The organism is Micromonospora sp. NPDC049900, from assembly GCF_044461025.1.
Classification (GTDB): Bacteria; Actinomycetota; Actinomycetes; order Mycobacteriales; family Micromonosporaceae; genus Micromonospora.
Genome location: NZ_JBITKM010000001.1, coordinates 835988 through 860076 on the forward strand (window position 1 = coordinate 835988; position 24089 = coordinate 860076).

The window sequence follows — 24089 nt, forward strand, 5'->3', positions numbered from 1 at the left end:
CCGGGCCATGGCGGCGCAGGTACGTGTTCTTCGTCAACGGATCCGCTCGGCGAAGGGGATGAAGAAGATCACCAAGGCGATGGAGCTCGTGGCGACGAGCCGGATCGCCAAGGCCCAGGCCCGGGTGGAGGCGTCCCTGCCGTACGCCCGGGCCATCACCGGCGTCCTCACGGCGCTGGCGTCCAACGCGTCGGTCGACCACCCGTTGCTGACCCCGCGCGAGCGGGTGCGGCGGGCGGGCGTGCTGCTGGTAACCGCCGACCGGGGTCTGGCCGGCGGTTACAGCTCCAACGCCATCAAGACGGCGGAGTCGCTGATCGCCCGGCTGCGCGAGGACGGCAAGGAGCCGGTGCTCTACGTCGTCGGTCGCAAGGGCGTGTCGTTCTACCGGTTCCGTAACCGGCCGATCGAGGCGAGCTGGACCGGCTTCTCCGAGCAGCCGTCGTTCGCCGACGCCCGCGAGGTGGGCGAGACGCTGGTGAAGGCGTTCTCGGCCGGCGCGGACGACGTCGACGGCGGTCCGGGTGCGGACGGGGTGCTCGGGGTGGACGAGTTGCACATCGTCTTCACCGAGTTCAAGTCCCTGATGACGCAGACGCCGGTCACCCGGATCATCGGTCCGTTGCAGGTGGAGGAGCGGCCTCGGTCGGAGGCGGCCCCCGGGCTGCTGCCCGACTACGAGTTCGAGCCGAACCCGGAGGAGCTGCTCGACGCGCTGCTGCCGAAGTACATCAACACGCGGATCTACGCGGCGTTGCTGGAGTCGGCGGCGAGCGAGTCGGCGGCCCGGCGGCGGGCGATGAAGAGCGCCACCGACAACGCCGAAGAGATGATCGACAAGTACACGCGTGAGATGAACTCGGCCCGCCAGGCCGGGATCACCCAGGAGATCAGTGAGATCGTCGGCGGCGCTAACGCGCTGGCCGCGTCGGGAAGTGAAGTGTGATGACTGCCCCAGTAGAGACCAAGACGGCCACGGGTCGCGTGGTCCGGGTCATCGGCCCGGTCGTCGACGCCGAGTTCCCGCGCGACGCCATGCCGGACCTGTTCAACGCGCTGCACGTCAACGTGACCCTCTCCGGCGGAGAGAAGACGCTGACCCTGGAGGTCGCCCAGCACCTGGGTGACAACCTGGTCCGCGCGATCTCGATGCAGCCCACCGACGGCCTGGTGCGCGGCGCCGAGGTGCGCGACACCGCGTTCCCGATCCGGGTGCCGGTCGGCGACGCGGTCAAGGGCCACGTCTTCAACGCGATCGGCGAGTGCCTCAACCTCACCGAGGGCGAGACCATCGCCGCCGACGACCACTGGGGCATCCACCGCAAGGCCCCGGCCTTCGCGGACCTGGAGCCCAAGACCGAGATGCTGGAGACCGGCATCAAGGTCATCGACCTGCTCGCCCCGTACGTCAAGGGCGGCAAGATCGGCCTGTTCGGCGGTGCCGGCGTGGGCAAGACGGTGCTCATCCAGGAGATGATCACCCGGGTCGCCCGGAACTTCGGTGGTACCTCCGTCTTCGCCGGTGTGGGTGAGCGGACCCGTGAGGGCAACGACCTCATCCACGAGATGACCGAGTCCGGCGTCATCGACAAGACCGCGCTGGTCTACGGCCAGATGGACGAGCCGCCGGGCACCCGGCTGCGCGTCGCGCTCTCCGCGCTGACCATGGCGGAGTACTTCCGTGACGTGCAGAAGCAGGAGGTGCTGCTCTTCATCGACAACATCTTCCGCTTCACCCAGGCCGGTTCCGAGGTCTCCACCCTGCTGGGCCGGATGCCCAGCGCGGTGGGTTACCAGCCGACCCTGGCCGACGAGATGGGCGAGCTCCAGGAGCGGATCACGTCCGTCAAGGGCCAGGCCATCACCTCGATGCAGGCGATCTACGTGCCGGCGGACGACTACACCGACCCCGCTCCGGCCACCACCTTCGCCCACCTGGACGCCACCACCAACCTGGAGCGGTCCATCTCCGACAAGGGCATCTACCCGGCGGTCGACCCGCTGGCGTCCTCGTCGCGGATCCTCGCCCCGGAGTTCGTCGGCCAGGAGCACTTCCAGGTGGCCAGTGAGGTCAAGCGGATCCTCCAGCGCTACAAGGACCTGCAGGACATCATCGCCATCCTCGGTATCGAGGAACTCTCCGAGGAAGACAAGATCACGGTCCAGCGGGCCCGTCGGATCGAGCGCTTCCTGTCGCAGAACACCTACGCGGCGGAGCAGTTCACCGGTGTGCCGGGCTCGACGGTTCCGATCAAGGAGACCATCGAGGCGTTCCGGAAGATCAGCGAGGGCGAGTACGACCACTTCCCCGAGCAGGCGTTCTTCATGTGCGGTGGGCTCGACGACCTGGAGAAGAAGGCCGCCGAGCTGATGAAGGGCTGACCCTTCGGATCGAACGAAGAAAGGCCGTCCCGGTTCACCCCGGGACGGCCTTTCGTTCATCTGCGGGACGTACCATCCTCGCTGCCCGGTTCGGCGTGCTCGGCGATCACGCCGGGCCCGAGATACCGTCTAGTGCAGCTCAGGCGCGGATGAGCGGCGAACGACTTAAACCTTTCGGCTACGCGTACCCGTACCCTCCCGGGGGCGCGACGAACGGAGATGCTTGTGGGTAAGGCCGGCAGGGGCGGTACGCGCGGCACGCGTGGTGGCAAGAAGAAGTCGATCTGGCAGGGCGTACCGCTGTGGGCGAAGCTCTGCACCATCTTCGGTGTGGTGCTGATGATGGTCAGCGGCACGTCGCTGGTGGGTGCCGAGGCACTGATGGCCCGCTACGAGGGGGCGATCGGCAAGGCCGACCTCTTCGGTGACCAGGCGGCGGGCGAGGCCAAGAGCGACATCGAGGGCCCGCTGAACATCCTGCTGGTCGGCATCGATCCGGTCCGTGACGACCGGCCGCCGCTGAGCGACGCCATCATGATCCTGCACGTGCCGAAGGAGATGGACCGGGCGTACCTCTTCTCCCTGCCCCGGGACCTCTACGTCGAGATCCCCGCGTTCTCCAAGGCGAACTTCAACGGCAGCACCACCAAGCTGAACGCGGCGATGTCCTTCGGCAGCCGGGTGCCGGACGGGAAGCCGGACGCCGCACGCGGCTTCGAGCTGCTCGCCCTCACCGCGCAGAAGGTCACCGGGATCGAGCGCTTCGACGCCGGTGCGATCATCAACTTCTCCGGCTTCCAGAAGATCGTCGACGCGATGGGCGGCGTCACGATGAACATCGAGCGGGAGGTCCGCTCCCGGCACCGCCAGCCGGACGGCAAGCACCGTGAGGGTCGGCCCGGCGGTGGAGGCTACATCGGGCCGCAGGCGATCTACCCGAAGGGCAAGCAGCACCTCCAGGGGTGGCAGGCGCTGGACTACGTCCGCCAGCGCTACCCGGAGAACGGCGTGCCGGACGGCGACTACGGCCGGCAGCGGCACCAGCAGCAGTTCGTCAAGGCGATGGCCGGTCAGGCGCTCAGCGCCGACGTGGTGACCAACCCGGTGAAGTTGGACCGGGTGCTGCGGGCGGCCGGCGAGTCGCTGATCTTCAGTGGCCGTGGGCACAGCGTGATCGACTTCGGTCTCGCGCTCAAGGACATCCGGCCCGGCAACATCCAGATGATCAAGCTGCCGGGTGGCGGGATCATGGAGAACGGCAAGTACCTCGGTGAACGGTTCGAGCCCGAGGTGGACGACTTCTTCGTCGCACTGGAGCGGGAACTGCTCGACCCGTTCCTGCTCGAACACCCCAAGTTCGTCAACAAGGGCTGATCGGGGGCGTGGCTCCCGGCACCCGCATGAAGCACAGGTCAGAGGCGCGACTAGACTTGCCCCAATCCGCCGCCTCAGCAAGGAGACAGCGTGGCACAGCACCTTAAGGTCCAGCTCGTGGCCGTCGAGGAGAAGGTCTGGTCGGGCGAGGCCGAGATGGTCATGGCCCGCACCACCGAGGGGGAGCTGGGTGTTCTGCCGGGGCACGCGCCCCTGCTCGGCCAGCTCGCCGACTCCGGCCAGGTGCGCATCAAGCTGCCCGGCGGCGAGCAGGTCGTCTACGAGGTGGCCGGTGGCTTCCTCTCGGTGAACGAGCGGGGCGTGACCGTACTCGCCGAGACCGCGACCCCGGCCTCCGCCGCCCAGGGCAACTGAGCCGACCCGCCGATGGAGATCGTCGAAGGGATCGGAATCGGCGTCGCCGTGATCCTCGGCGCGATCCTGGTCCTCTTCGTCCGGCGGGCGCTGGTCACCCGCAGCGGAGGGATCATCCGGCTCAGTGTCCGGACCTCCACCATGCTCGACGGCCGTGGTTGGGCGCCCGGCTTCGGCCGCTTCGCGGGTGACGAGCTCCGCTGGTACCGGCTGGTGAGTTTCGCCGTACGCCCCAAGCGGGTGCTGTCCCGCGAGGGCCTGACCGTGGAACGACGACGGCTGCCCGAGGGGCAGGAACGAATGTCCATGCCGTCGGACTGGATCATTCTCCGGTGTAACTGCGGACATGCTCCGGTCGAGATCGCCATGGCGCGATCCACCGTCACCGGATTCCTCTCCTGGCTCGAGGCCGCCCCCCCGGGGGCGGCCTCGCCGCGTCTGGCCTCGTCGCAGGACTGGCCCGCGGCCTGATCCACCCCGTGCATCGTCGGCGCGCACCCCGTGCGTGCCGGGTCCGACCGTGTCCCGGTGTGTCGCCTCCGCCCGTCTGACCGGTTTCCGCGCCGACGTTTCAGTGCCACCACCGTGCCCGTGCGGTGGTGGCACATCTGTGCCAGATCTCGGCCCGGTGCCCGGTACGACCGCTTAGGGATCTTCCCATCATCGATATCCAGTGATATCAATCTCCGAACGTCCCCCTGCTACCCCCGGAGTACGACGTGCGGAGAACCCGTCTGGCGACGCTTGCCACGAGCATGGTCGTCGCCCTCGCCACCACCCTCAGCCTGACCGCCGCCCCCGCCCAGGCGGCACCGAGCGACCACTACGTGGCCCTCGGCGACTCGTACGCCTCCGGAGTGGGCGCCGGCAGCTACACCTCCGAGAGCGGCTCGTGCCAGCGCAGCACCGCCGCCTACCCGGCGCTCTACGCGGCCCGCGTCGCCCCCGCGTCCTACCGCTCGGTCGCCTGCTCGGGCGCCACCACCACCAGCGTGGTCAACACCCAGCTCTCGGCCCTGGCCAGCCGGACCACGCTGGTCAGCGTGACCGTCGGCGGCAACGACGTCGGGTTCGGCACCATCATGACCACCTGCGTGCTCCAGGGCACCACGGAGTGCGTCGCCGCGGTCGACGCGGCACAGGCCAAGGCGCGGGCCGACCTGCCGAGGCTGCTCCGCGCCGTCTACGACGGGATCAAGAGCCGGGCGCCGTCGGCCCGGGTGGTGGTCACCGGCTACCCGGTCTTCTATCAACTCGGCACGATCTGCGCGGGACTCAGCGCGACCTCCCGAACGAAGATCAACGAGGGCATCAACCTGGTGAACGACATCATCCGCACCGCCGCCCTGGCCGCCGGCTTCGCGTTCGCCGACGTCCGCTCCCAGTTCGTCGGCCACCAACTGTGCAGCTACGGGGAGAAGTGGCTGCACGCGCTGAACTTCGCCAACATCGGCATCTCCTACCACCCGACGGCGGCCGGCCAGTCCGGCGGGTACTACCCGGTCTTCCGTAACGTCGCCGGCTGAGCGGCAGCCCGTCCCGGTCGACAGGGCGGGGGTCACGGGGTGGCGGCGACCAGCTCCACCTCGTACCCCTGCCCGTCGGTCAGGTAGGCGGCGTACGTGTCGGGGCCGCCGGCGTACGGGTGGCGGTCGGGAAACAGCAGCGTCCAGCCGTACTCGGGGGCCGTGGCGACCAGGCGGTCGACGGCGGCCGGCGGACCGGCGTGGAAGGCCAGGTGGTTCAGGCCGGGCGCGAGACGGTCGTGCCGCTGCCCGGAGAGGGCGGGGGACTCCTCCAGCACCAGGTACGTCGGGCCGAGCCGCCAGGACCGACCGGCCGGCCACTCCTGGAAAGGGGTCCAGCCCAACTGGCCGAGGAGCCAGCCCCAACCGCGCATCGAGACGCCCAGGTCGGGTACCCAGACCTCCACGTGGTGCAGTGCTCCGAGCGTCACCGACCTCCGCCCGGAACCCATAGCACGTCTCCGTCCGGATTTGCCGTTCTTGCCAGAATAAAGAGTAGATCCGACAACCGGTTGAGATACTTTGCCGGGAGATGGCTGGTCCGGTCGGGGTCGTGTGCGACGAGGGCCCATGCCGACCGCTCGGCGCGCCGGGCGACGGTCCGCGCCGCGTGCAGCAGTGCCGCACCCGCGGTACCGCCGGGGAGGATGAAGGAGTCGAGCTTGCTCAGGCGCGCGTTGTATTCGTCGCACCACCCTTCGAGGCGCTCGACGTACTCCTCGGTCACCCGCAGCGGCGGGTACTTCGGGTCCGGTTCGACCGGGGTGGACAGGTCCGCTCCCACGTCGAACAGGTCGTTCTGGATCGACCCCAGCACCGCTCGCAATCCGTCGTCGAGCCCGCCCAGAGCGAGCGCGACGCCGATCGTGGCGTTGCACTCGTCCACGTCGGCGTACGCGGCGATCCGTGGATCGTTCTTCGGCACCTGCTCGTTGTTGCTCAGCCTGGTCATGCCGGCGTCGCCGGCCTTGGTGTAGATGCGCGTGAGGTGGACGGCCATGACGCACAGCCTACGGATACCGGACCTGACGATCCCGACCCGGCCGACGGCCGGTACGGGCTGGTCCAGCGGGGTCGGCCCGGGTGACGCGGGCGACGCGGCGGTCGCCGACGTCGACGTCATCCGGGTACGCGGCGGCGCCCGGCTCGCCGGCACCGTGCACGTGGTCGGCGCGAAGAACTCCGCGTTGAAGCTGATGGCCGCCGCGCTGCTGGCGCCCGGCCGGACGGTGATCACCAACGTGCCCCGGATCACCGACATCGCCATCATGGGCGAGGTGCTGCGCCGTCTCGGCTGCGGCGTGCGCTTCGACGCCGACGAGCCGGTGGACCCGATGGTCGCCGTCGGCGGGGTGGCCCGGTCCCGTTCGGTCACCATCAACGTGCCGGAGCAGCCGGGCGTCGAGGCCGACTACGACCTGGTCCGTCGGCTGCGGGCCTCGATCTGCGTACTCGGGCCGCTGCTGGCCCGGCGCGGCTACGTCCGGGTGGCCCACCCGGGCGGTGACGCGATCGGCTCGCGCGGCCTGGACATGCACATCTCCGGGCTGACCCGGATGGGCGCCGACATCTCCGGCGAACACGGCTTCGTGATCGCCGCCGCGCCGGACGGCCTGCGGGGCGCGGAGATCACGCTGGACTTCCCGAGCGTCGGCGCGACCGAGAACCTGGTCATGGCGGCGGTGCTGGCCGAGGGCACCACCGTGATCGAGAACGCCGCCCGCGAGCCGGAGATCGTGGACATCTGCACCATGCTCCAACGGATGGGCGCGCTGATCGAGGGGGAGGGGACCTCCACGATCACCATCGTCGGCGTACCCCGGTTGCAGCCGGTCCGGCACGCCACGGTGGGCGACCGGATCGTCGCCGGGACCTGGGCCTTCGGCGCGGCGATGACCCGCGGCGACGTGACCGTGACCGGTCTCGACCCGGCCTTCCTGGAGGTCGCGCTGGACAAGGTGGTCGCGGCCGGCGGCCTGGTGGAGACGCGGCCGGACGCCTTCCGGGTACGCATGGACGACCGGCCCCGGGCGGTGGACGTGGTGACGCTGCCCTACCCGGGCTTCGCCACCGACCTGCTGCCGATGGCGATCGGACTCGCCGCGCTCAGCGAGGGCGCGTCCCTGATCACCGAGAACATCTTCGACGGCCGGTTCATGTTCGCCAACGAGATGATGCGGCTCGGCGCGGACATCAAGACCGACGGGCACCACGCGGTGGTACGCGGGCGCGACCGCCTCTCCGGCGCGCCGGTCCGCGCCACCGACATCCGGGCCGGCGCCGGACTGATCATCGCCGGGCTCTGCGCCGACGGGGTGACCGAGGTGTCGCATGTGCACCACGTCGACCGGGGGTATCCCGACTTCGTGGCCGACCTGCGGGCGCTCGGCATCGAGGTGGAGCGCGCCACCGCACCGGAGGAACCCGAACTGACCATCTGAGCGGCGGCTCTCCCTCCTTAGCCGTCGTTCAGTCTTGCCGACTAGGGTGCAGGCAGACACTCGAAATCGCAGCGAGGGAGGGACAGATGGCGGGTCGACTCGCGGTCGTGGGCGCCGGGCTGATGGGCTCCGGCATCGCACAGGTTGCGGCACAGGCGGGCTGGCAGGTGGTGCTGCGGGACCTGGACGATGCGGCCACCCGGCGTGGTCTGGACGGCATCCGTACGTCGCTGGGGAAGTTCGCGGAGAAGGGCAGGATCTCCGCTGCCGACGCCGAGGCGGCGCTGGGGCGGATCACGGCCACCACCGAACTGGAGGCGGCGGCCGACGCGGACATCGTGGTCGAGGCGGTCTTCGAGCGGCTGGAGATCAAGCACGAGGTGTTCCGCGCGCTGGACAAGATCTGCAAGTCCGACGCGGTGCTGGCCACCAACACCTCCGCCATCCCGGTCACCCAGATCGCGGCGGTCACCGAGCGGCCCGAGGCGGTCGTCGGCACCCACTTCTTCTCGCCGGTGCCGATGATGAAGCTCTGCGAACTGATCCGGGGCTACAAGACCAGCGACGTCACGCTCGACACGGCGAAGTCGTTCGCCGAGGAGATCGGCAAGACCGTGGTGGTGGTCAACCGGGACATCGCCGGCTTCGTCACCACCCGGCTGATCACCGCGCTGGCGATGGAGGCGGTCCGGCTGGTGGAGACCGGCGTGATCTCCGCCGAGGACCTCGACACCGCCTGCAAACTCGGCTTCGGGCACGCCATGGGGCCGCTCGCCACCGTCGACCTGACCGGCGTCGACGTGCTGCTCAACGCGACCCGCAACATCTACACCGACACCGGTGACGAGAAGTTCTTCCCGCCGGAGCTGCTCCAGCGCATGGCCACCGCCGGTGACCTGGGCCGCAAGACCGGCCAGGGCTTCTACTCGTACTGACCGGATGAAAGGAGGGGTCCCCTGCTAACGCCTCGTGCGTAGCAGGGGACCCCTCTTAACGGCGCTGCTCGTCGAGGGCTGCCGGGCTGTTAGCAGGGGACCCCTGCTCTACCGCAGGCGTTAACAAGGTGCCCTTCCTTGCACCTCAGCCGTCGCGGCGGGTGGTCCAGCGGAAGGTGGTCAGGCAGAGGACCAGGCCGATCACGCACCAGGCGCCCAGCACCAGCGCGACCCGGGTCAGCTCGAACGAACCGCCGGGCTCGTTGGCGCCGAAGCTCTCCGGCAGGAAGACCGCCCGCAGTCCCTGGCACATCCACTTGAGCGGGAAGAGGGCCGCCACCTGCTGCATCCACGTCGGCAGGTTGGTGAAGACGAAGAACACCCCGGAGATGAACTGGAGCACCAGCGCGACCGGGGTGACCACGGCCGAGCCGCTGCGCGCGGTACGGGCCAGCGACGAGATCGCGATGCCGCAGAGGGTGCAGGCGGTGATGCCCAGCGCGCTGACCCAGCCGAAGGTGACCCAGGCCGTCGCGGTGCTCGGCAGGTTCAGGTCGAACAGCAGCACCGAGACGGTGAGCAGCAGGGCGGTCATCACCACGCCGGTCACCAGCACCATGATCACCTTGCCGGCGAACCAGACCCACTTCGGCATCGGCGTGCCCCGGTAGCGCTTGAGCACCCCCCGGTCCCGCTCGATCGGGATCCAGATGCCCAGGTTCTGGAAGCTGACCGTCATCAGGCCGGTGGCGATCATGCCGGTGATGAAGTACTGCGTGTAGCTGACGCCCTCGCCGAGGTCGCCGTCGAAGATCGAGGCGAAGATCAGCACCATGATGATCGGGAAGCCCAGCGTGAAGACGACGGACTCCCGGCTGCGTAGGAACTGCCGGATCTCCATGCGGCCCTGGCGCAGGGCGAGCGCGGTGGGGCCGAGACGGCGGGCGGCGGGGGCGGCGACCGGGGCGTCCGGTCTGGTGGTGGTGGTCATCAGTGTCCGATCATCCGCAGGTAGATGTCCTCCAGCGTGGGCCGGGTGACGGTCAGGCCGGGCACCTCGCCACCGAACCGCGCGGCCAACTCGGTCACCAGCGCCGTCGGCGTCGCGCTCTGCGCGCTCTCCGACGTGCCCTCCGGCGTACGCCAGGAGACCGTCGCCAGGGCCTCCTGGCGGTTGCCCAACTCGGCGGGTACGGCGACCTCGACCAGCCGGCCACCGGCGATGACGCCCACCCGGTCGGCGAGCGCCTCGGCCTCGTCCAGGTAGTGCGTGGTGAGCACGATGGTGGTGCCGGCCGCGGAGAGGTCCCGGATCAGCTCCCAGAACTCGCGGCGGGCCTCCGGGTCGAATCCGGTGGTCGGCTCGTCGAGGAAGAGCAGTTCGGGGCGGCCGATGATGCCCAGCGCCACGTCCAGGCGGCGCTTCTGCCCGCCGGAGAGGGTGTGCGTGCGGGCACCGGCCTTGGAGATGAGTCCGACCCGCGCGATCACCTTGTCCGGGTCGTCACCGTGGGGGTAGAAGCCGGCGAAGTGGTGCACCACCTCGGCCACGGTCAGTTCGTCGAACTCGCCGGTGCCCTGGAGCACGATGCCGACCCGGCCCCGCCAGTCGCGGAGCGAGCGACCCGGTGCGCGGGGACCGCCCGCCCGGGAGCCGTTCGCCGAGGAGGGGTCGGTGCCCAGCACCCGGACCTCACCGGCGTCGCGCTGCCGGTAGCCCTCCAGGATCTCCACGGTGGTGGTCTTGCCCGCGCCGTTCGGCCCGAGGAGGGCGAACACCTCGCCCCGGTGGACGTCGAGGTCCAGATCGGCCACGGCGACGTTGTCGCCGTACGCCTTGCGCAGGCCCCTGACGTGGATCGCGACGTCGTCACTCATGCCGTCAAGTGTGCGGTGAGCCCGGGTCCGCCGTCCGCACCGGGGGTGGTGGTTCCTCCCCGTCACGGACCTGTCGGACCCGGGCGTCACCGTCGTCGCGCTGTGCGTTTCTGCACAATCCCGGGTCGGTACGTCCGGCGGACGCCGCCCCGGGCGGTGGATCAGCGGTGGCTGTACGTCATGCAGTCGGCCATGTCGGCGTCCGGGCCGACCTTGATCGACGGGGCCTGGCACTCCAACTGCTCGTTGTGTCGACAGTCGGCCCGCTGGCAGGCGCCCACCTGGGCCACCTGGCCGTCGATGCCGGCGCGGACGGCCGGCATCTCGATGAACGTGTGGCAGTGCGCGTGGTCCATGCTGCCGATCGTGATGGCGAAGGCGTTGCAGTCGCCGGTGTGGTTGTACGCGCAGGCGGACACCACGCACTCCTGGACCCGGGGCATCTCCATCGCTGCGGTCATGACCCAACCTCCTCCGTGGAATTTGCCCTAATTTTAGGCTTTCGGAGGGCTCGTCAGGACCGGTTCACCGGTAGTCAGGGGCAGACGCGCCACTCGCCGTCCTCGCGGACCAGGCTGATCGACTCGTTCGTCTCGCCGTTGGCGGTCTCCAGGCGAACCGATGCGGCGCCGGTGGTCCGGCCGTTGTTGGTGGAGACCCGCATCCCGGTGATGTCGTACTCCACCAGTGTCGGCATCGTCTGCCGTTGCAGGGCGAACTCGTCCGCCGTGACCTGGTCGCGTTGCCGCTGGCAGAGACGCTCGTAGGCGCGCTGGTGGTCACCGTCCCGGAGGGCGTCCAGATACTCGCCGGTGGCGCTGCGGGCCGGGCCGACCGCGTCCTGCACGGTCTGGTAGAGGAACCAGCCGCCGACCGCACCGCCCAGGCAGCAGAGGGCGACGACCACCCCCACCACGACGAGCACGATCCGCAGCGGGCGGTTGTTGCGGGGCGGGACCGGAGTCGGGTGGTACGTCATGCGGGGCAGCGTAGATCCACTACGCAACCGGTCGGCCCTGCGTACCTCAGGATCAGACCCGGAAGCCCGCGTCCCGGGCGGCCTGACGCTCCCGGCGTCGGTCCGCGCGTCGGCGCAGGAACCAGGGTAGGTAGCAGGCGAACGCGACCAGGAACACCAGCACCAGCACCGGCAGCACGATCGCCACCAGGGACATCACCACGCTGGTCGCGTCCTCGGCGGTGCTCGCCACCGGAGCGCCGAAACCGGCCGTGGTCGCGTTGATGACCGGCCGTGCGGCGGACTTGAGCAGGTGTACGCCGAGCGCGATCAACACCCCGACGACGACCGGCAGCCACTGGCCGCCCTCGGCGAAGAAGCTGTCCGGGTTGCTGACCGTCACCGTCTCCGAGCCGGAGCCGGCACCGAAGGCCAGCCCGCCGGCGGTCGGGCGGACCACCGTCTGCACCACGTCGTTGACGTGGTCCACCACCGGGACCTTGTCCGCGACGACCTCGACGACGAGCAGCACGGCGAGGATGCCGAGCACCCAGTCGTTGCCGAGCCACTGCCAGCCGCCGGGCAGGTCGATGACGCTGGTGAAACGGGCCAGCCCGCCCATCAGCAGCAGTGGGATGTAGGCGTTGAGCCCCGCCGAGGCGGCGAGGCCGGTACCGGTCAGAACTTCGAGCACCATCTCAGCATGGCACCGGCGCGCCAGTGCCGCTCGGCGGCGATGCCCGGCGTCTCCGCTACCCTCGTCGGGTGCGGTTGGTGATTGCGAAATGCTCGGTGGACTATGTCGGACGCCTCTCGGCCCACCTGCCGCCGGCCACCCGGCTGCTGATGGTGAAGGCGGACGGGTCGGTGTCGATCCACGCCGACGACCGGGCCTACAAGCCGTTGAACTGGATGAGCCCGCCCTGTCGGCTGGAGGAGGCGCCCGGGGTGTGGCGGGTGGTCAACAAGGCCGGCGAGGAGCTGCGGATCACCCTGGAGGAGATCTTCCAGGACACCTCGTACGAACTCGGTGTCGACCCGGGGCTGCGCAAGGACGGGGTGGAGGCGCACCTGCAGGAGCTGCTGGCCGCCAACCCGGAGACGCTGGGCGAGGGCTACACGCTGGTCCGCCGCGAGTACATGACCGCCATTGGACCGGTCGACCTGCTCTGCCGCGACGCCGAGCAGGGCACGGTCGCGGTCGAGGTGAAGCGCCGGGGCGAGATCGACGGCGTCGAGCAGCTCACCCGCTACCTCGAACTGCTCAACCGTGATCCGCTGCTCGCCCCGGTGGCCGGCGTCTTCGCGGCGCAGGAGATCAAGCCGCAGGCCCGGGTGCTCGCCCGGGATCGCGGCATCCGGTGCGTGGTGGTCGACTACGACCGGCTGCGCGGCATCGAGCGCGACGAGCTGACCCTCTTCTGACGGTCGGCCCGGAACTCCCAGCCGCCGCCGGTCCGGCGGCCCTGAGCGCGGTCAGACGGTGCGTTGGCGGGGGATCGTGGTGCGGACCGCGATCAGCGACTTGGGCAGGCCGCCGACCCGCTCCACCAGGATGCGGGACTGCGGGAAGTAGTGCCGCATCTGGGACCGGTCCAGCAACTCGGTCCAGAGCACCTGGTGGATGGCCGCGTCGTGGGTGTGGGTGGCCTTGTGCCCGAGCGGCCACCGCCGGGCGACCGCGGTGCGCAGGCGTACCGGCAGGAACTGCATGCCCGGGGCGATCCAGTGCGGCTCGATCGGGAAGTAGCGGTACGGCGTCTGCACCCAGTGCCGCTCGGCCAGCGTGTGCACCGCCTCGGCGAACCGCAGCCGGCGCTCGTGCCCACCCACGTGTTCCAGCACCGAGTTGGAGAAGACCAGGTCGTAGCGGCGCGCGGTGAGGTGGGCCGGCAGGTCGCAGGCGTCGGCCTGGTCGACCTCGGCCCACTCGGGCATGTCCACGGCGGGGCGCTCCAGATTGACCACGTGTACGCGGGCCGGTCGGACCGCCGCCCGGGTCCAGGTGCCGAGGCGTCCACCAAGGTCGATCACGTGCATCTCGGACAGTCGGGGGAACGTCCGGAGCAGCCATTCGGCGCGGCGTTGGCGTTGCCGCGCGGCCCATGAGCCGTCCTTGTCCACGAGATGGAAACGCAATCGATGGGGGCGCATTTAACGGAATGTACCGTCGCGGCTACCGACGCTAAACCTCTGTCCCGTATCGAAGCCGACGATGATCGGTCTTCCGACAGCGGCGGGTTCCGGACCCTGCGTTCACCTGCCGTAGAGCATCTTGACCGCTTTGACGAGTCGGGCCACGTCAGCGGGGGTGCGGTCGAACGTGGTCGAGGGCAGCAGCGTCCGGCCCCGGCGGCGGGTCACCGCCTTGGCCCGTCCGAACTCGCGCAGCCCGTCCTCGCCGTGGATGCGGCCGAACCCCGACTCGCCGACCCCGCCGAACGGGAGGGTGGACATCCCGGCGAAGGTGAGCGCCGAGTTGATCGACGCCATGCCGGAGCGCAGCCGACGGGCGATCGCCACCGCCCGACGCCGCCCGAAGACCGAGCCACCCAGGCCGTAGGGCAGGGCGTTGGCCCGCGCGAGCGCCTCGTCCGCGTCCCGTACCCGGTTGACGGTCAGCGTCGGCCCGAACGTCTCCTCGCGTACGGCGGCGGAGTCCTCCGGCACGTCCACCAGCACGGTCGGGTACGCGTACGGCGGCCGTACCGCGTCCCGGCCGCCGAGGGCGGCACGCCCGCCCCGGGTCAGCGCGTCGTCGATGTGCCGCCGGATCACGTCGAGCTGGCTGGGCATGGTGATCGGGCCGACGTCGGCGTCGTCCGGGCCCACGGTCAGGCGACCCGCGCGCTCGACCACCTTGTCGAGGAACGCGTCGAAGACCGGCTCCACCGCGTAGACCCGCTCGATGCCGATGCAGGTCTGGCCGGCGTTGGTCATCGCACCCCAGACGGCGGCCTCGGCGGCGGCGTCCAGGTCGGCGTCGGTGTCGACGATCATCGCGTCCTTGCCGCCGGCCTCCAGCAGCACCGGGGTCAGCGACTCAGCGCAGGCCGCCATCACCTTTTTCGCGGTCGCCGTGGAGCCGGTGAAGGCGAGCTTGTCGACCCCGGACCGGCACAGTGCCGCGCCCACGTCACCGAGGCCGTACACCGCGCCGAACACCGGCTGCTCGGGCACCACCTCGGTGAACGTGTCGACCAGCCACTGGCCGACGACCGGGGTGTACTCGCTCGGCTTGAGGATCACCGCGTTGCCGGCGGCCAGCGCGTACGCGGCGGAGCCGATGGGGGTGAAGACCGGATAGTTCCACGGCCCGATCACCCCGACCACCCCGTAGGGCTGGTACTCCAGGTGGGCCGAGAACTCGGCCAGGATGAGCCGGGAGCGGACCCGGCGGGCGCCGAGCACCCGGCGGGCGTTGTTCGCGGCCCAGTCGACGTGCTCGACGGCGGACACGATCTCCACCAGCGCGTCGGCGACCGGCTTGCCGCCCTCGGCGTGGACCAGCTCCGCCAACGTCTCCATCCGCTGCGCGAGCAGTCGCCGCCAGCGCAGCAGCCGCTCCCGCCGCCCGTCGAAGCCGAGTCCGGCCCACCACAGGCCGGCGGTCCGGGCGGTCGAGACGGCGCGCTCGACGTCGACCGTGGTGGCGACCGGTACGCGGCCCGCCTCGTCACCGGTGGCCGGATTGGTCGAGATCAGGAGGTCGCCCTCGATCACGGGGGTTCCGGGGCGGTGCTGAGCCGTCATGGCGGAAGTCTAGACCCGAATATTACTCACAGGTAGGGGAGTGGTGCGGTGCTGAACCGGCTGGGCGGCGGATGGTTGAATCGGACTGAGCAGCAGTTTCCGCCGGGCGGCCGGCGCCCTGTCCACCGAAAGGGCCGAACGGAAGGTGTCCGGCCGGTTACTCGGTGGTGACTGGCTGGGTGGTGAAGGTGGCCGCCCGGTGGTGGCAGGCTGACGCGGGGGGTGGCCGCGCGGGGTGGAGGTCCGACTGTCCATGGAGGAATATCCGCAACTGATGCCGCTGCTGACAGTGGCCGCCGGGCCCATGCGCGGGCTCGGATTCCGGCTACGTCGCCAGCCGCAGGTGATCGGACGGGACCCGGCGGTCGACATCGTCGTGCACGACCCGCATCTGAGTCGTCGGCACGCCGAGATCTGGCTGGCCGGTGAGGGAGTGTCCCTGGTGGACCTCGGCTCGACCAACGGCACCTGGGTGAACGAACGCCGGATCACCGAGCTGACCCGGCTCAGCGACGGCGACGTGATCCGGATCGGTCGTACCGACCTGCGCTTCTTCGATCCCGGGTTGGCCCGCACCGATCCGGTGGGATTCAGCTTCGGGGTGCCGCGCCAGGAACGGCGGCCGACCCTGCCACTGCCGGCGGCACCCTCCACGGCCGCCATCACCGGCGGTTCCTGACCTCTTCCCGGACGCGGTGACAAACCCCACCGCGTCTGGACAGGCCCACGCCACGTGGCAGACTCGCGCGCATGACCTGAGCGACCGTTAACGTCCGGTCGCCGGTAACGCGGACAAGGGGAGGACGGGCGTGGCGCGCGAGTTCACCAGCGTGGGTGTGGTGGGTCTGGGCACCATGGGTGCCGGCATCGTCGAGGTCTTCGCCCGCAACGGTGTCGACGTGGTGGCCGTCGAGATCACTGGGGACGCCCTGGAGCGGGGTCGGGCCACGCTGACCGGCTCGACGGACCGGGCGGTGGCCAAGGGTCGGCTCGCCGCCGTCGACCGGGACGCGTTGCTCGGGCGGGTCACCTTCGCCGTCGGGCTGGACGCGCTGGACGCGGTCGACCTGGTGATCGAGGCGGTGCCCGAGCGACTCGACCTGAAGCGACGACTCTTCGCCGACCTGGACCGGATCTGCAAGCCCGGAGCCGTCCTCGCCACCAACACCTCCTCGCTGAGCGTCACCGAGATCGCCGTCGCCACCGACCGGCCCGAACAGGTGATCGGTATCCACTTCTTCAATCCGGCACCGGTGATGAAGCTGGTCGAGGTCGTGCGTACGGTCGTCACCGCCGACGACGTGGTGGCCGACGTGGAGGCGCTCTGCGCGCGGCTCGGCAAGGTCGACGTCACCATCGGCGACCGCGCCGGGTTCGTCGCCAACGCGCTGCTCTTCGGCTACCTCAACCACGCCGTCACGATGGTCGAGGCCCGGTACGCCACCCGCGAGGACGTCGACGCCGCGATGAAGCTCGGCGGCGGACTGCCGATGGGCCCGCTGGCCCTGATGGACCTGATCGGGCTGGACACGTCGTACGAGGTCCTGGACACCATGTACCGCCGGGGTGGTCGGGACCGCCGCCACAGCCCGGCGCCACTGCTGCGGCAGATGGTGACCGCCGGTCTGCTCGGACGGAAGTCCGGCCGGGGCTTCTACACCTATGAGCGGCCCGGCTCCGGCACCGTCGTACCCGACGCGCGGACGCCGGCCCCGGCGGCGCAGCCGGTCGACCCGGTACGCACCGTCGGCGTGGTCGGAGCAGGCGCGTCAGCGCACCGGCTCGTCGCGGTGTTCGCCGCCGCCGGATACCAGGTCGTCGCGGTCGACGCCGAATCCGGGGACCCGGCGACGGCCGGCGCGGCGGTGCGGCGCCTACTGGACGAGAAGGCGGCCCAGGACCGGCTCGGTGCAGCCGACCGCGACGCCGCCCTCGGCCGGATCACCTGGTCGACGGCTCGCACCGAGCTGGCCGACGCCGACCTGGTGGTCGAGGCGGTGGCCGACGACCTCGACACCAAGACGGCGCTGCTCGCCGAGTTGGACGCGATCTGCAAGCCGGGCGCCGTGCTGGCCACCACCACCTCCGTGCTGCCGGTGATCGACCTGGCGATGGCGACCGGGCGTCCGGACGAGGTGGTGGGCCTGCACTTCGTCCACCCGGGCGCGGAGACCCCGGTGGTGGAGATCGTCCGGACGATCCGGACCTCGGCGGCGGTCGTCGACACGGCGCGGGCCGTCTGCGCCACCCTGGGACGGACCGGGGTGGTCTGCGACGACCGGGCCGGTTTCGTCGTCAACGCGCTGTTGTTCCCGTACCTCAACGACGCGGTGCGGATGCTGGAGGCCGGCTACGCCGGCACCGACGACGTCGACCACGCGATGAGGCTCGGCTGTGGCTACCCGACCGGCCCGTTCGCCCTGCTCGACGCGATCGGCCTGGACGTGGCGCTGGCCGTGCAGCGGCGGTTGTACGGGGAACTGCGCGACCCTGGCTTCGCCCCGGCCCCACTGCTGGAGCAGTTGGTGACCGCCGGTCACCTCGGCGACCGCACCGGACGCGGCTTCCGCTCGATGTAAGGAAGGGCACCTTACTAACGCCTGCGGTATAGGAAGGGTCCCCTCCTTACACGCAACCCCCGCCGGGCGACGAGAAGCGCCGTGCCCACGGCCTTTACGCTGGGTGACGTGAGCCCTCGTCGCAACCGTCCCCGCCGTGACGACGACACGCGTCTGGACGCCGATCGTGCCCGGCACGGGGTCGCCTCGGTGCAGCAGTGGCGGGACGGCGACTGGCAGGTACGCGCGATAAGCGGCGGCGGGTCCACCAAGACGTACCGCTGCCCCGGCTGCGACCAGGAGATCCGGCCCGGCGTGGCGCACCTGGTCGCCTGGCCGGCCGACGACCGGGGCGACCTGACCGACCGGCGGCACTGGCACACCGGCTGCTGGCGCGCCCGGGACCGGCGGGCACCGGGCGTCCAGCGGGGTCGCGGCGCCCCCCGCTACGGCTGAACGCCGCCCGCCCGAGCGCCAAGACGCCCGAGCGCCAAGACGCCCGAGCGCCGCCCCGCCCGTCGCTGGGACGCCGAAGACGCCCGGGCGCCGAGACGCTGAGGCGTCCGGCATCCGTACCCGCCTTCCGGCGATCTTTGTCACCTGCCCGCGCAAGCACGACGGTGGGACGGGAGGATGGAGGGGTGAGTGCACCCATTCGCGCGTCGTCGATCCTGCCCGGCCGCCGGGAGGACATCGAGCTGCACACCGCCGACGGTCTGCGGCTGGTCGGTGAGCTGGCCCGCCCCGTCGACCGCGAGCCGGTGGCCACCCTGGTCTGCCTGCACCCGCTGCCCACGCACGGCGGGATGATGGACAGCCACGTGTTCCGCAAGGCCGCCTGGCGGCTGCCGGCCCTGGCCGACCTGGCCGTGCTGCGGTTCAACACCCGGGGCACCAGCAGCGTACGCGGCACCAGCGAGGGCAGCTTCGACTCGGCCGTCGGCGAGCGGTACGACGTGGCCGCCGCCATCGAGTACGCCGAGTTCCACGAGCTGCCGAACATCTGGCTGCTGGGCTGGTCGTTCGGCACCGACCTGGTGCTCAAGTACGGCGGCGACCCGGCCGTGTCCGGCGCGATCCTGCTCTCTCCGCCGCTGCGCTTCTCCGAGCCGGCCGACCTGGCGCACTGGGCCGAGTTCGGCCGACCACTGACCGCGTTGGTGCCGGAGTTCGACGACTACCTCCGCCCCGAGCAGGCCCGCGAGCGGTTCGCCGCAGTGCCGCAGGCCGAGGTGGTCGGGGTACCGGGCGCGAAGCACCTCTGGGTCGGCGACGCCGAGACGGTGCTGGACGAGGTGGTCCGGCGGGTCAACCCGGCGGCGTCGGTGCCGCTGCCGACGACCTGGGACGGACCGATGGAGACCGGCGACGCCAGCGCGTACGCCGACCGCACGGTGGCCGCCTTCGCCGACATCCCGGTCACCGGCCCGGAACAGCGTCGCGCAGACTGAGCCCCGCCGGTCAGCGGCGGTCCTGGCGGGGGATCACCACCTCGCGTAGGACGATCTGGATCGCGGCCACCGTCGGGATGGCGATCAGCGCGCCGATCACGCCGAGCAGCGACACCCCGAGGAGCGCGGCGACCAGCGCCGCCACCTCGTTGACGTGCACCGACCGGCGCATGATCTTGGGGTAGAACAGGTAGTTCTCGATCTGCTGATAGATCACGAAGAACACCACGCAGGCGATGCCGACGGACGGATCGGTGGCGAACCCGACGAGGCTGACGACCACCGCGCCGAGCGTCGCGCCGATCTGTGGGATGAGATCCGTGATCGCCACGACCACGGCCAGCGCGAACGGATAGGGCAGGCCCACCGCGAGCGCGAAGACGAAGGCGGCGACACCGGCCAGCACCGCGATGGAGAGCGCACCGACCATGTACGCGCCGACCTTGGTCAACATCTCGTCGCCGATGAGTTGCACCCGCTCCCGGCGCGAGCGCGGCACCAGGGCGTACGCGAGGTCGCGCATCCGGTCGAAGTAGACCAGGAAATAGATGGTCAGCACCAGCACGGTGAGCACCCGGAAGATCGTGCCGAAGAGGAACTGGGCCCCACCGAGCACGCCGCCGAGCGCCCGACCGACCACGTCCGCACTGGCCAGCTCCTGCGCCCGCCGCATCAGGTCGAAGCGCTCCACCAGGTCGTTGACCGTCTCGTTGCGGCGCAACGACTCCAGGTAACTCGGCAACTGGTCGAGGAACTGGGTCAACTGGGTCAGGACCGGGGGTACCAGGGCCAGCACGCCCCCGCTCAGCAGCGCCACCACGACGAGCGCCACGATCGCCACGGCCAGGCCGCGCGGCACCCCCCACGACCGCAGGCGGACCACCGCCGGGTGCAGGCCCACCGCGAGGAACAACGCGATGACCACCAGCACGACCATCCCGGCCGCGTTGCGCAGACCCAGATAGACGGCGTACGCGAGCAGCACGCCGAGCGCACCGGTGAACCCGACCAGGAAGCTGTTGCGCCGTAGCGGTCGCCCCGGCGTACCGAACCGACCCGCCTCGGGGTGCGGATCGTGCGCCGGGCCCACCGCCGACGTCTCCGGCGTGGCCCGCGTGGCCGACCTTCCCGGCGTGGCCCCGGCCGCCACCGGCCGGTCCGTCGTGCCGTGCACCGCCGCCGGGTCGCGCTCGTCGTGGGAACCGGTCGTCCCGGCCCCGTGCCGTCCCGGCGGAGACTGCTCCGCCCGGGGCTGTGCCGTCGCGGACCGCTTCGCGCCGGGATCGTCGGACCTCGGCTGCTCCACTGCGGACTGCTCCGGCTCGTCCTGCGCCACTCGGCCTCCCCGCTCAGACCTCGACCGCTGCTGCCGGAACCGTGACGACCCGTTCAGGCGTCTGCCGGCCGGCCAGCATGACCGGCACGCTACTGCACCGGCGGGTCAGTCCGATCGCGGGTCGAGGCTCCGAGAACGTATCTCCGCCTTCGGTCGGAGCCGGTCCGGTGCCGGGGACGTCCCGGCACCGGTCTGCGGCGGCCGTGCCCGGTCGCGGTTTGCGGCGGTCCTGGCCGACCTCGGTCTGCGGCGGCGGGTGGCCGGGCTCAGCGGCTCAGTGCTGTCTGACCTGCCGGATGAACGAGCGCCAGGTTTGCGGCGCGAACGCGAGCACCGGGCCCTGCCGGTCCTTGCTGTCACGGACCGCGACCACGCCGGGCAGGTTGTCGGCCACCTCCACGCAGTCGGTGTTGCCGCTGCGGCTGGCGGTGCGCCAGGTCGCGCCGTTCAGGTCCATGACTTCGCCACCCTGTCGAGGAGTTCGATCGACTGCTGGCGGGACAGCGCCTCGTTGCGCACCGTCTCCCAGCGCGCCAACAGCGTAGCCAGGTCCGCCTCGCTGTCGGTCGAAGTTACGGTCCGTTGGTTGGCCCCGAAATCGGACGCTGTTCGACCGGTCCGTCGCCTGGGGCGCGGACCCGTCGACCGGCCGCGCACCGCCGCCCCGACTCACTGTGACCGCCGAGCGTCGACCGCCGAGCACCGGGTGTCGAACGCTGAGGGGCGGGCATCGGGTGCCGGGTGGCAGGTGCCGTACCGGGTGCCGGAAGGCGGAGTTCGGGACGCGGCGCGGTGTTCGGCCCTCGGCTGGCCGGGGCAGGGCTACGTCGCCCCGCGTCCGGCTCAGTCCGAGGTGACCTTGCTCGGCTTGGCGCTGCGCTCGTCGGTGGTCGGCTTGGTCGGGCGCTTGCCGTTCTCGCCGGTGCTGGTGATCTTCGTCGGGGTCGCGCCCCGTCCGCCCGCGCCGGGTACGGCCGCCACCGTCGGCTCGCCGTCCACACCGGCGCTCGCCGTGTTGCCGTCGACCGAGGTCGGCTCGGTGGCCGGCTTCGCCGTGGCGTCCTCGACCGTGGTGACCGGTTCCGCGACCGGCTTCGTCGCCGGCCCGTCGTCGTCCGTGGCCGCTGGCTTCGCCGCCGCGTCGTCGTCGTTCGCGGTCGTGGGCCGGGCAGCGCTCTCGGCTGAGCCACCCGGTCCGCTCGCCGCACCGACGACGTTGTTGCTCGGGCGGCTGCCGTTGACGGCGACCGGCGCCGGGTCGGAACCGGCCGTGGTGGCCATCGCCGGGGCTGCTGCCACCGTGCCACTCATCGCCGCCGGGGCGGATGCGGCCACCGAGGCGGGAGCACCCGGACCGTCGGGGCCGGTGGCTGCCGTCAGCCGCAGGTCGAGCAGCTTGCGTTGCAGGTCGTCGGACTCCTGCCGGGACTTCCAGGTCTCCTGACGCAGGTCGGCGAGCTGCTGCTGGGCCTTGGCGATCTCCAGCATGACCTGGGCGAGCTGCTGACGGCTCGCCGCCGCCTCCTGCTGCGTCGCGGCCAGGTGCTGTTGCGTGGTGGCCAGGTGCTGCTGGGTGGTGGCGGCGTACTCCTCGAACTGGCGACGGGACGAGGCGATGTACTCGTCGGCCTCGCGGCGCGTACTGGTGACGTGCTCGTCTGCCTCGCGCCGCGTGGTGGTGGCGTACTCGTCGGCCTCCCGGCGCTGCTCGGCCGCCTCGGTCTCGGCGTCACGCAGCAGCGCGGTGGCCCGCTCCTGGGCCTCGGCGCGTACCGTGGCGGCCTCCTGCTCGGCGGCCTGCCGGATCGCGTCGGCGCCCTGCTCGATCTCGTTCTTCCGAGTGGTGTACGCCGACTCCAGCTCGGCACGGCGGGTCTCGAAACCCGACTCCAGCTCGGTGGTACGGCCCTGGAACTGCTCGTTCAGCTCGGCGTTGCGGGCCGTGAACTGCTTCTCCAGCTCGTCGCGCCGGCTGGTGAACTCGCGTTCGGCGCTCGCCCGTCGCTCGGCCAGCTCCCGGTCCGCCGCCTCCCGCCGGCCGTTGACCTCCTTCTCCACCCCGGCCCGCCAGGCGCCCAGTTCCTGCTGCGCCTGGCTGCGGGCGTGCTGCACGTACGCCTCGGTCTCGGTGCGCATGCGCTGCGCGTACGCCTCGGTCTCCGTGCGGGTGCGGCGGGCCGCCTCGGTCGTCTGCGTGGTCAGCCGCTCGGCCTCCTGGCGGGCCTTGTCGCGCGTGGCGCGACCGGCCGTGGCGGCGTCGTCGATGATCTGCTTGGCCTCCTGCTGGGCCTTGGCGTGCGTGGCGCGACCGGCCTCGGTGGCCTGGTCGACCAGGCGCTTGGCCTCCTGCTGGGCCTTGACGTGCACCTCCTTGGCCGCGTCGCGGAGCTGGGTGGCCTCCTGCTGAGCGGTGGCGTGCACCTCGCGGGCCGCCTCCCGGAGCTTGGCCGCCTCCTGCTGGGCCCGGGTGTGGATCTCCTTGGCGGCGTCGCGGAGCTGGGCGGCCTCCTGCTCGGCCTTGGCCAGCGCCTCCTGGGCGGTCTTGCGCAGCCGGGCGGCCTCCTCGCGGGCGGCCCGGGCGGCGGCCTCTGACTCCGCCTTGCGGGCGGTGGCCTGCCGCTCCTCCTCGGCCCGGCGGGTGGCCAAGGCGATCTCGAAATCCTTGAGCGCCTTGGCGGCCTCCGCACGCGCCTCGTCGATGATGTGCTCGGCGGTGGCCCGGCGCGCCTCGATCTCCTCATGGGCGGCACCCAGGATGTCCTCGGCCTGCTCCTCGGCCAACGCCAGGATCTGCTCCACCCGGGGACCAAGATGCCGGAAGGCGGCCCGGTCGACCACGCCGATCTGCTTGCGGACCTGGGCGAGGTCGCGCTGGAGCACCTCGACCTGACCGGCCAGCTTGTGGATCTGGGTGTAGGCCTGTTCCCGCTCGGCCGCCAACGCCGCGATCTCGTGCTCCGCACGAGCGACGTACCGATCGACCTGCCGTTTCTCGTACCCACGCAGGGCGGACTCGAAGCTGGGCTCCGTGGTCACATCCCCGCCGAGGGAGAACAGTTCCTCGCCGTGCGACATGCTTCCATCCTCACACGCAACGGCCCCTCCGGGGGCGATACGGACGC

General features: G+C 71.0%; 25 protein-coding genes and 2 pseudogenes. 15 read left to right on the top strand and 12 right to left on the bottom strand.

Features of this window, described 5'->3' with window-relative positions; all coding sequences use genetic code 11:
* Positions 1 to 7: 7 nt before the first annotated feature.
* The 6 genes from ACIBMZ_RS03900 to ACIBMZ_RS03925 all read left to right on the top strand — a co-directional run bounded on the left by ACIBMZ_RS03900 (position 8) and on the right by ACIBMZ_RS03925 (position 5657).
* Positions 8 to 946 carry a F0F1 ATP synthase subunit gamma gene (locus ACIBMZ_RS03900; RefSeq protein WP_396690739.1) on the top strand — a complete coding sequence of 313 codons (939 nt, stop codon included), beginning with the start codon at positions 8 to 10 and terminating at the stop codon, positions 944 to 946.
* The gene (atpD, locus tag ACIBMZ_RS03905; RefSeq protein WP_396690741.1) at positions 946 to 2382 is read left to right on the top strand and encodes a F0F1 ATP synthase subunit beta; all 1437 of its coding nucleotides are present in this window, start codon (positions 946 to 948) and stop codon (positions 2380 to 2382) included. Before ACIBMZ_RS03900 ends, atpD begins: the two co-directional genes overlap by 1 nt.
* Before the next feature lie 219 nt (positions 2383 to 2601).
* Positions 2602 to 3756, top strand: coding sequence for an LCP family protein (locus ACIBMZ_RS03910; RefSeq protein ID WP_396690743.1), 1155 nt, complete (start codon positions 2602 to 2604; stop codon positions 3754 to 3756).
* Positions 3757 to 3846: 90 nt separating this feature from the next.
* A complete protein-coding gene (locus ACIBMZ_RS03915; protein ID WP_396690745.1) occupies positions 3847 to 4131 on the top strand; it encodes a F0F1 ATP synthase subunit epsilon in 285 nt (94 codons plus the stop codon).
* A gap of 12 nt (positions 4132 to 4143) precedes the next feature.
* Complete coding sequence (locus tag ACIBMZ_RS03920) at positions 4144 to 4602, top strand: DUF2550 domain-containing protein (RefSeq protein WP_350692419.1); 459 nt, start codon at positions 4144 to 4146, stop codon at positions 4600 to 4602.
* 248 nt (positions 4603 to 4850) lie between these two features.
* A complete protein-coding gene (locus ACIBMZ_RS03925; protein ID WP_396690747.1) occupies positions 4851 to 5657 on the top strand; it encodes an SGNH/GDSL hydrolase family protein in 807 nt (268 codons plus the stop codon).
* Between the two features lie 32 nt (positions 5658 to 5689).
* Here the strand turns inward: ACIBMZ_RS03925 and ACIBMZ_RS03930 are convergent, their stop codons facing one another.
* Both ACIBMZ_RS03930 and ACIBMZ_RS03935 read right to left on the bottom strand, forming a co-directional pair.
* Positions 5690 to 6109, bottom strand: a complete 420-nt coding sequence (locus ACIBMZ_RS03930) for a VOC family protein (protein ID WP_396690749.1) — start codon at positions 6107 to 6109, stop codon at positions 5690 to 5692.
* Positions 6085 to 6657, bottom strand: a complete 573-nt coding sequence (locus tag ACIBMZ_RS03935) for a cob(I)yrinic acid a,c-diamide adenosyltransferase (protein ID WP_396690751.1) — start codon at positions 6655 to 6657, stop codon at positions 6085 to 6087. The genes ACIBMZ_RS03930 and ACIBMZ_RS03935 overlap by 25 nt, the downstream gene beginning before the upstream one ends.
* Between ACIBMZ_RS03935 and murA the strand changes: the two genes are divergently transcribed.
* Together murA and ACIBMZ_RS03945 are read left to right on the top strand one after the other, a co-directional pair.
* Positions 6656 to 8098 (top strand): UDP-N-acetylglucosamine 1-carboxyvinyltransferase, encoded by a 1443-nt coding sequence (murA, locus tag ACIBMZ_RS03940; protein WP_396690753.1) that lies wholly within the window; start codon positions 6656 to 6658, stop codon positions 8096 to 8098. The two genes, ACIBMZ_RS03935 and murA, sit on opposite strands and share 2 nt — an antisense overlap.
* 86 nt (positions 8099 to 8184) lie before the next feature.
* On the top strand, positions 8185 to 9033 hold the full coding sequence (locus tag ACIBMZ_RS03945) for a 3-hydroxyacyl-CoA dehydrogenase family protein (RefSeq protein ID WP_396690755.1): 849 nt from the start codon (positions 8185 to 8187) through the stop codon (positions 9031 to 9033).
* 145 nt (positions 9034 to 9178) lie between these two features.
* Here ACIBMZ_RS03945 and ACIBMZ_RS03950 read toward each other — a convergent pair whose 3' ends face one another.
* The 5 genes from ACIBMZ_RS03950 to ACIBMZ_RS03970 form a co-directional block, all read right to left on the bottom strand.
* On the bottom strand, positions 9179 to 10024 hold the full coding sequence (locus ACIBMZ_RS03950) for an ABC transporter permease (protein ID WP_396690757.1): 846 nt from the start codon (positions 10022 to 10024) through the stop codon (positions 9179 to 9181).
* On the bottom strand, positions 10024 to 10911 hold the full coding sequence (locus tag ACIBMZ_RS03955) for an ABC transporter ATP-binding protein (protein ID WP_396690759.1): 888 nt from the start codon (positions 10909 to 10911) through the stop codon (positions 10024 to 10026). The genes ACIBMZ_RS03950 and ACIBMZ_RS03955 overlap by 1 nt, the downstream gene beginning before the upstream one ends.
* A 161-nt stretch (positions 10912 to 11072) precedes the next feature.
* The gene (locus ACIBMZ_RS03960) at positions 11073 to 11372 is read right to left on the bottom strand and encodes a DUF1540 domain-containing protein (protein ID WP_396690760.1); all 300 of its coding nucleotides are present in this window, start codon (positions 11370 to 11372) and stop codon (positions 11073 to 11075) included.
* A gap of 74 nt (positions 11373 to 11446) precedes the next feature.
* Positions 11447 to 11890 (bottom strand): DUF4878 domain-containing protein, encoded by a 444-nt coding sequence (locus tag ACIBMZ_RS03965; protein ID WP_396690762.1) that lies wholly within the window; start codon positions 11888 to 11890, stop codon positions 11447 to 11449.
* Between the two features lie 52 nt (positions 11891 to 11942).
* Positions 11943 to 12563: a DUF4126 domain-containing protein gene (locus ACIBMZ_RS03970; protein ID WP_396691014.1), complete on the bottom strand. Its 621-nt coding sequence runs from the start codon at positions 12561 to 12563 to the stop codon at positions 11943 to 11945.
* A 71-nt stretch (positions 12564 to 12634) separates the two neighbouring features.
* Between ACIBMZ_RS03970 and nucS the strand changes: the two genes are divergently transcribed.
* Positions 12635 to 13294: an endonuclease NucS gene (gene nucS, locus ACIBMZ_RS03975; protein WP_350692403.1), complete on the top strand. Its 660-nt coding sequence runs from the start codon at positions 12635 to 12637 to the stop codon at positions 13292 to 13294.
* 51 nt (positions 13295 to 13345) lie between these two features.
* On the opposite strand, the gene ACIBMZ_RS03980 is transcribed toward nucS, so the two are convergent.
* Together ACIBMZ_RS03980 and ACIBMZ_RS03985 are read right to left on the bottom strand one after the other, a co-directional pair.
* Positions 13346 to 14023 (bottom strand): methyltransferase domain-containing protein, encoded by a 678-nt coding sequence (locus ACIBMZ_RS03980; protein ID WP_396690764.1) that lies wholly within the window; start codon positions 14021 to 14023, stop codon positions 13346 to 13348.
* Positions 14024 to 14125: 102 nt separating this feature from the next.
* Complete coding sequence (locus ACIBMZ_RS03985) at positions 14126 to 15622, bottom strand: aldehyde dehydrogenase family protein (protein ID WP_396690766.1); 1497 nt, start codon at positions 15620 to 15622, stop codon at positions 14126 to 14128.
* Between the two features lie 274 nt (positions 15623 to 15896).
* On the opposite strand from ACIBMZ_RS03985, the gene ACIBMZ_RS03990 reads away from it, so the two are divergent.
* From ACIBMZ_RS03990 to ACIBMZ_RS04015, 6 genes and pseudogenes are all read left to right on the top strand, one after another.
* Positions 15897 to 16301: an FHA domain-containing protein gene (locus ACIBMZ_RS03990; RefSeq protein WP_396690768.1), complete on the top strand. Its 405-nt coding sequence runs from the start codon at positions 15897 to 15899 to the stop codon at positions 16299 to 16301.
* 130 nt (positions 16302 to 16431) lie between these two features.
* A pseudogene (locus ACIBMZ_RS03995) lies at positions 16432 to 17449 on the top strand (3-hydroxybutyryl-CoA dehydrogenase); the annotation flags it as partial.
* Positions 17425 to 17841 (top strand): annotated as a pseudogene (locus ACIBMZ_RS04000) (3-hydroxyacyl-CoA dehydrogenase family protein); the annotation flags it as partial. The pseudogenes ACIBMZ_RS03995 and ACIBMZ_RS04000, both read left to right, overlap by 25 nt.
* 45 nt (positions 17842 to 17886) lie before the next feature.
* Positions 17887 to 18201 (top strand): 3-hydroxyacyl-CoA dehydrogenase family protein, encoded by a 315-nt coding sequence (locus tag ACIBMZ_RS04005; RefSeq protein ID WP_396691016.1) that lies wholly within the window; start codon positions 17887 to 17889, stop codon positions 18199 to 18201.
* Between the two features lie 108 nt (positions 18202 to 18309).
* Positions 18310 to 18636, top strand: a complete 327-nt coding sequence (locus tag ACIBMZ_RS04010) for a hypothetical protein (RefSeq protein ID WP_396690770.1) — start codon at positions 18310 to 18312, stop codon at positions 18634 to 18636.
* Between the two features lie 185 nt (positions 18637 to 18821).
* On the top strand, positions 18822 to 19631 hold the full coding sequence (locus ACIBMZ_RS04015) for an alpha/beta hydrolase (RefSeq protein ID WP_396690772.1): 810 nt from the start codon (positions 18822 to 18824) through the stop codon (positions 19629 to 19631).
* Positions 19632 to 19641: 10 nt separating this feature from the next.
* Here the strand turns inward: ACIBMZ_RS04015 and ACIBMZ_RS04020 are convergent, their stop codons facing one another.
* From ACIBMZ_RS04020 to ACIBMZ_RS04030, 3 genes are all read right to left on the bottom strand, one after another.
* On the bottom strand, positions 19642 to 20721 hold the full coding sequence (locus ACIBMZ_RS04020; protein WP_396691018.1) for an AI-2E family transporter: 1080 nt from the start codon (positions 20719 to 20721) through the stop codon (positions 19642 to 19644).
* A gap of 520 nt (positions 20722 to 21241) precedes the next feature.
* A complete protein-coding gene (locus tag ACIBMZ_RS04025) occupies positions 21242 to 21424 on the bottom strand; it encodes a DUF397 domain-containing protein (RefSeq protein ID WP_396690774.1) in 183 nt (60 codons plus the stop codon).
* A gap of 386 nt (positions 21425 to 21810) precedes the next feature.
* Entirely contained in the window at positions 21811 to 24042 is a 2232-nt protein-coding gene (locus ACIBMZ_RS04030; RefSeq protein ID WP_396690776.1) for a hypothetical protein, read from the bottom strand.
* Positions 24043 to 24089: the final 47 nt, after the last annotated feature.

Coding starts and splice junctions, on each gene's coding strand:
- ACIBMZ_RS03900 (WP_396690739.1), top strand. CDS start 8: ATGGCGGCGCAGGTACGTGTTCTTCGTCAACGGATCCGCTCGGCGAAG.
- atpD (WP_396690741.1), top strand. CDS start 946: ATGACTGCCCCAGTAGAGACCAAGACGGCCACGGGTCGCGTGGTCCGG.
- ACIBMZ_RS03910 (WP_396690743.1), top strand. CDS start 2,602: ATGCTTGTGGGTAAGGCCGGCAGGGGCGGTACGCGCGGCACGCGTGGT.
- ACIBMZ_RS03920 (WP_350692419.1), top strand. CDS start 4,144: ATGGAGATCGTCGAAGGGATCGGAATCGGCGTCGCCGTGATCCTCGGC.
- ACIBMZ_RS03930 (WP_396690749.1), bottom strand. CDS start 6,109: ATGGGTTCCGGGCGGAGGTCGGTGACGCTCGGAGCACTGCACCACGTG.
- murA (WP_396690753.1), top strand. CDS start 6,656: ATGACGCACAGCCTACGGATACCGGACCTGACGATCCCGACCCGGCCG.
- ACIBMZ_RS03935 (WP_396690751.1), bottom strand. CDS start 6,657: ATGGCCGTCCACCTCACGCGCATCTACACCAAGGCCGGCGACGCCGGC.
- ACIBMZ_RS03945 (WP_396690755.1), top strand. CDS start 8,185: ATGGCGGGTCGACTCGCGGTCGTGGGCGCCGGGCTGATGGGCTCCGGC.
- ACIBMZ_RS03950 (WP_396690757.1), bottom strand. CDS start 10,024: ATGACCACCACCACCAGACCGGACGCCCCGGTCGCCGCCCCCGCCGCC.
- ACIBMZ_RS03955 (WP_396690759.1), bottom strand. CDS start 10,911: ATGAGTGACGACGTCGCGATCCACGTCAGGGGCCTGCGCAAGGCGTAC.
- ACIBMZ_RS03960 (WP_396690760.1), bottom strand. CDS start 11,372: ATGACCGCAGCGATGGAGATGCCCCGGGTCCAGGAGTGCGTGGTGTCC.
- ACIBMZ_RS03965 (WP_396690762.1), bottom strand. CDS start 11,890: ATGACGTACCACCCGACTCCGGTCCCGCCCCGCAACAACCGCCCGCTG.
- ACIBMZ_RS03980 (WP_396690764.1), bottom strand. CDS start 14,023: ATGCGCCCCCATCGATTGCGTTTCCATCTCGTGGACAAGGACGGCTCA.
- ACIBMZ_RS03985 (WP_396690766.1), bottom strand. CDS start 15,622: ATGACGGCTCAGCACCGCCCCGGAACCCCCGTGATCGAGGGCGACCTC.
- ACIBMZ_RS03990 (WP_396690768.1), top strand. CDS start 15,897: ATGCCGCTGCTGACAGTGGCCGCCGGGCCCATGCGCGGGCTCGGATTC.
- ACIBMZ_RS04025 (WP_396690774.1), bottom strand. CDS start 21,424: ATGGACCTGAACGGCGCGACCTGGCGCACCGCCAGCCGCAGCGGCAAC.
- ACIBMZ_RS04030 (WP_396690776.1), bottom strand. CDS start 24,042: ATGTCGCACGGCGAGGAACTGTTCTCCCTCGGCGGGGATGTGACCACG.